This is a genomic window from Henriciella sp., from assembly GCF_049649345.1.
GTDB lineage: Bacteria > Pseudomonadota > Alphaproteobacteria > Caulobacterales > Hyphomonadaceae > Henriciella.
In genome coordinates this window covers 1-4,040 of record NZ_JBARZC010000506.1, presented here as the reverse complement: position 1 = coordinate 4,040, position 4,040 = coordinate 1, and the positions used below count along the sequence as shown (strand labels likewise).

The 4,040-nt window shown below is 60.1% G+C and carries 5 protein-coding genes; all 5 read right to left on the bottom strand.

All coding sequences use genetic code 11. The annotated features are described in order from the left end of the window. Window positions 1-682 (bottom strand): GTPase Era (gene era / locus WA989_RS14010; protein ID WP_424341106.1); only part of this gene is annotated, 682 nt, incomplete at its 3' end. Continuing rightward, window positions 675-1,439, bottom strand: coding sequence for a ribonuclease III (gene rnc / locus WA989_RS14005; RefSeq protein ID WP_424341105.1), 765 nt, complete (start codon window positions 1,437-1,439; stop codon window positions 675-677). The genes era and rnc, both read right to left, overlap by 8 nt. After that, a complete protein-coding gene (gene acpS, locus WA989_RS14000) occupies window positions 1,436-1,849 on the bottom strand; it encodes a holo-ACP synthase (protein ID WP_424341107.1) in 414 nt (137 codons plus the stop codon). Before acpS ends, rnc begins: the two co-directional genes overlap by 4 nt. Window positions 1,850-1,873: 24 nt before the next feature. Then, the gene (gene pyrE, locus WA989_RS13995; RefSeq protein WP_424341104.1) at window positions 1,874-2,455 is read right to left on the bottom strand and encodes an orotate phosphoribosyltransferase; all 582 of its coding nucleotides are present in this window, start codon (window positions 2,453-2,455) and stop codon (window positions 1,874-1,876) included. Then, the coding region (locus WA989_RS13990) for a RelA/SpoT family protein (protein ID WP_424341103.1) at window positions 2,452-4,040 on the bottom strand (1,589 nt) is incomplete at its 5' end. The genes WA989_RS13990 and pyrE, both read right to left, overlap by 4 nt.

Here is a 4,040-nt window from a genome sequence, read left to right as displayed (position 1 = left end):
GATAAGGCAGTTCCTCATGCAGGCGCAGCATCAGCTTTTCCCGCGTAATTTCGGCGGCGAGCAAGCGCATCGGAATGTCGGCAGACTGGTCCGGCGGATACATCGCACCGCCTTCGGGCATCCGGGCGGCAAGCGCTTCAAGTAGCGCATCCACGCCGTCGCCATTCTCGGCAGAGATCATGAAAATATCCGAATAGACACCGCTATCACTGAAATGCTGCATGAGCGGCAGAACTTCGTCATGCGGGAACAGATCAATCTTGTTGAGCGCCAGAAGGCAGGTGCGGCCTGTCTCCTTCAGCGTATCGATCACGCGCTGATCATCCTCGACCGAGCGTTTCTGAGCAGGCGCCGCCTTGCCCTTGCGATCAGCGATCCAGGCGGCGGCATCGACGAGGTGAACCACGGCGTCAGCATCGTCTGCGCCTGACCAGGCCGCCTTGACCATTGCGCGGTCCAGCCGGCGCCTCGCCGAGAAGATGCCTGGCGTATCGACGATGACGATCTGCGCATCCCTGGAATGGGCGACGCCGCGAACCGGAAACCGCGTCGTCTGAACCTTGTGCGTAACGATCGCGACCTTGGTTCCGACGAGCGCGTTCGTCAGTGTGGACTTGCCCGCATTGGGGGCGCCAATGATCGCAACGAAGCCCGCTTTCTTGATGTCTTCCGGCTCAGGCACGGAGCAACTCCCTTAACAGACGGTCGGCGGCCGCCATTTCAGCTTCCTGACGTGAGCGGCCCTGCTCTATCGCTTCGCCTTTGCCCTCGACGCGGGCTCGCACGGTGAACAGAGGTTCGTGATCCAGCCCCGATCGCTCAATAATATCATAAACGGCATATGGTGCGCGATTCGCGCCGCACCAGTCGCTGAGACGCGTCTTGGGGTTCTGCTGAGAGACTTCGCGCTCGATCAGTTCCATGATCCAGTGGCGGCGGATGAAGGCCCGCGCGGCATCGAGCCCGCCGTCGCGGTATATCGCAGCAACGACCGCCTCGATCGCATCGGCCACGCTCTTGTCATAGCTTCCGCGTCGATTTTTCTCCATCGACGCGTCCAGGAAGAGGAATTTTTGCAACTCGATCGCCTCGCCAACCTCAGCGCAGGCTTCCCCGCTAACCATCTGGTGAAATATCTTTGTCAGATACCCTTCGCGCTCGGCAGGAAACCTCGAGATCAGCATCTCCGCCATGACCAGCCCCAAAACACGGTCGCCCAGGAATTCGAGACGCTGGTTGGAGAATTGCGCATCGCCATCATAGTTGTCGATCAGGCTGGGATGTGTCAGCGCCCGATTTAGCCACTCTGCATTGAAAAACCGATAGCCAAGGCGCGCTTCGAGGTCGGCACGCTCCGCCTCATCGAGCTCGGGACGTTGACGCTTGACCGCCCGTGCGGAAGCGCGAAGCCGCGTGCGTTTTGGTCGTCCCTTTTTCATGCCGACGCTTCTAATCGCACCGCCTCTATGATGACAACAGCCGAAGCCCATGGGTGATCATCTGTGATGGTGAGGTGGATGAGAGCTTCATGCCCCTCCGGCATCATCTCGCGCAAGCGTCTCTCGGCCCCGCCCGTGAGTTTCATGGTCGGCTTGCCAGTCGGCAGATTGACGACCCCCATATGCTTCCAGTGAACTCCGCGCCGCGGAACGCCCGTACCAAGGGCCTTGGCGCACGCTTCCTTTGCCGCGAACCGTTTTGCATAGGTTTCGGCTGAGCGGCGCCTACGTTCGGCAAGCGCGATCTCGGTCTCTGTGAAGCAGCGCTGCTTGAACCGGTCGCCGAACCGCTCGATCGAGCGCTCAATCCGCTCGATATTACAAAGATCATTTCCCATGCCGATAATCATCAAGACACACCTTCCGGCACCCGGTCAGGCAAGACCGCGGCTTCCCGGTTTAACTGCAGGAATTCGCTCAAGTTCAGGCGGCAGGTCCGTGGGCGCGTAGTCCGGAAAATCGACGCTGGCGAGCGAGACGAGCTTGCAGCCAACATCCGCTTTTCCGCCGGACCGGTCGATCACACACGAGCCCCCGGCCACTTCACCTGGAAGTTTCTCCAACGCCTCGACTGTCTCGCGGAATGACAGGCCCGTCGTGACGATATCTTCTGCGATGAGAATGCGTTCGCCTTCAGCAATTGAAAAGCCGCGCCGGAAGTGAAGCTGTCCGTCGACACGCTCGGCGAAAATCGACCGGCAGCCTAGCTGGCGCGCGAGTTCATAGCCGGGAATGATGCCGCCGACGGCCGGGCCCGCGACTACATCTATCTCGCCGAATGTGTCTCGTATCCTCGCTGCAAGCGCCGAGCAGAGTTTCGCCGCGAGCTCGGGTTCGGAAAAGACCAGCGCCTTTTGGAGAAAGACAGGGCTTCTGCGCCCGGATGAGAGAATGAAATGACCTTCCAAAAGCGCACCTGCCTCGCGAAACACATTCAGCACGTCTTCATTGGTCAATCCTGGGTCTCCTCAAGCCGTTCGACGCTTTCCACCGTGGCGAGCGCGCGCAATGCGGCCTTTATCTGCTCCAGATGGCGCAGGTCCTCAACCTCAATATCGAAAATCAGCTGAAGAAAATCGGATGAACGCTCACCCGTCTGAACGCGGGTGATGTTCCCACCGGCCTGCGCGACTGCGGAGCACTGGCTCGCCATGACGCCCCGCTTGTTGACAGCTCTCACGCTTATCCGCCCGACCGCGATCACGCCCTGCTTCGACAACTCATTCCATTTGAGATCGACCCAGAGGTCAGGCCGGTCCTCGAACTCCGCAACGCGATGACAGAATATCGTATGGATCACCAGGCCCTTTTCAGGCTCACGAAGGCCGATGATCCTGTCGCCCGGAATAGGATGACAGCATTCGCCGAGGTGGAGCGTAATCCCGGGGGTCAGGTCTTCGCCGGCGACGATCTGAGCGGCATTCTCGTCCGCCAGAAGCGTTCTGTCTGTCAGGACAGCTTGATCGGCCTCGTAGCCCGGAAACGCTGTCCTGATGAAGTCCGCCGTGTCGTAGCGGCCTCGGCCAATCGCTTCAGCGAGCGCTTCGGAGGTTTCAAAGTCAGCGCGTTTGGCGACACGCGGCAGATCGATTTCAAACGGGTCGAGCCCGGCGCGCCGCAAGTCGCGGTCGATCAGCGTGCGGCCAAGTTTCACGAACTCCGCATATTCGCGGTCGCGGATCAGTCGGCGAATGGCAGACCGGGCCCGGCCCGTTACTGTGAGCGCCTCCCAGCCGATGACAGGGCGGGATTCTTCGCGCCGGAGAATTTCCACCACGTCGCCATTCTTGAGCGGCGTGCGCAGCGTCCTGACAACGCCATTGATCTTGACCCCATCACACGTGTCGCCGACGGCCGTATGAACTGCATACGCAAAGTCGAGCGGCATTGCCCCGCCCGGCAGGATGATCAGGCGGCCTTTTGGCGAGAACACGAAGACGTGCTCCCTGAACATCTCCAGCTTTGCATGTTCAAGGAATTCGTCCGGCTCGGCCCCGTCAGCCAGAAGTTCGCCGAAGGCACGAAGGTTGGCGCCCGGGTCGAGACCGGCGGCTTTCGAGGACTCCAGGTCAAAGCCATATTCGCTGTTCTTATATGTCCAGTGCGCGGCGACGCCGTGTTCTGCTGTATCATCCCTGGCTTCCGTGCGGATCTGAAGCTCGACCAGCCGGTTGCCCGACGCTCGCACAGTGGTGTGAAGGGAGGCATAGCCGTTCGGTTTGGGCACGGAGATGAAGTCGCGAAACCGGTCCGGCAGGCATGCCCAGACCGTATGGAACGCGCCGAGCAACTGATAGCATTCGGTGACGTCGCCGACGATAATCCGAAAGGCAAAAATGTCGGCGACATCCCGGAAGGAAATCGACTTTTTTTCGAGTTTGCGCCAGATCGAGTAAGGTTGCTTGCGCCTGCCCTTCACGCGCGCCTCAATCCCCTGCTCGGCCACAATCTGCTTGATGGCAAAGCGGATGCGCTCAAGATCATCGGCGTTTTCCGATGTCAGCTCTTCCAGCTTCTGGATGATGCTGTCGCGCGCGCCAG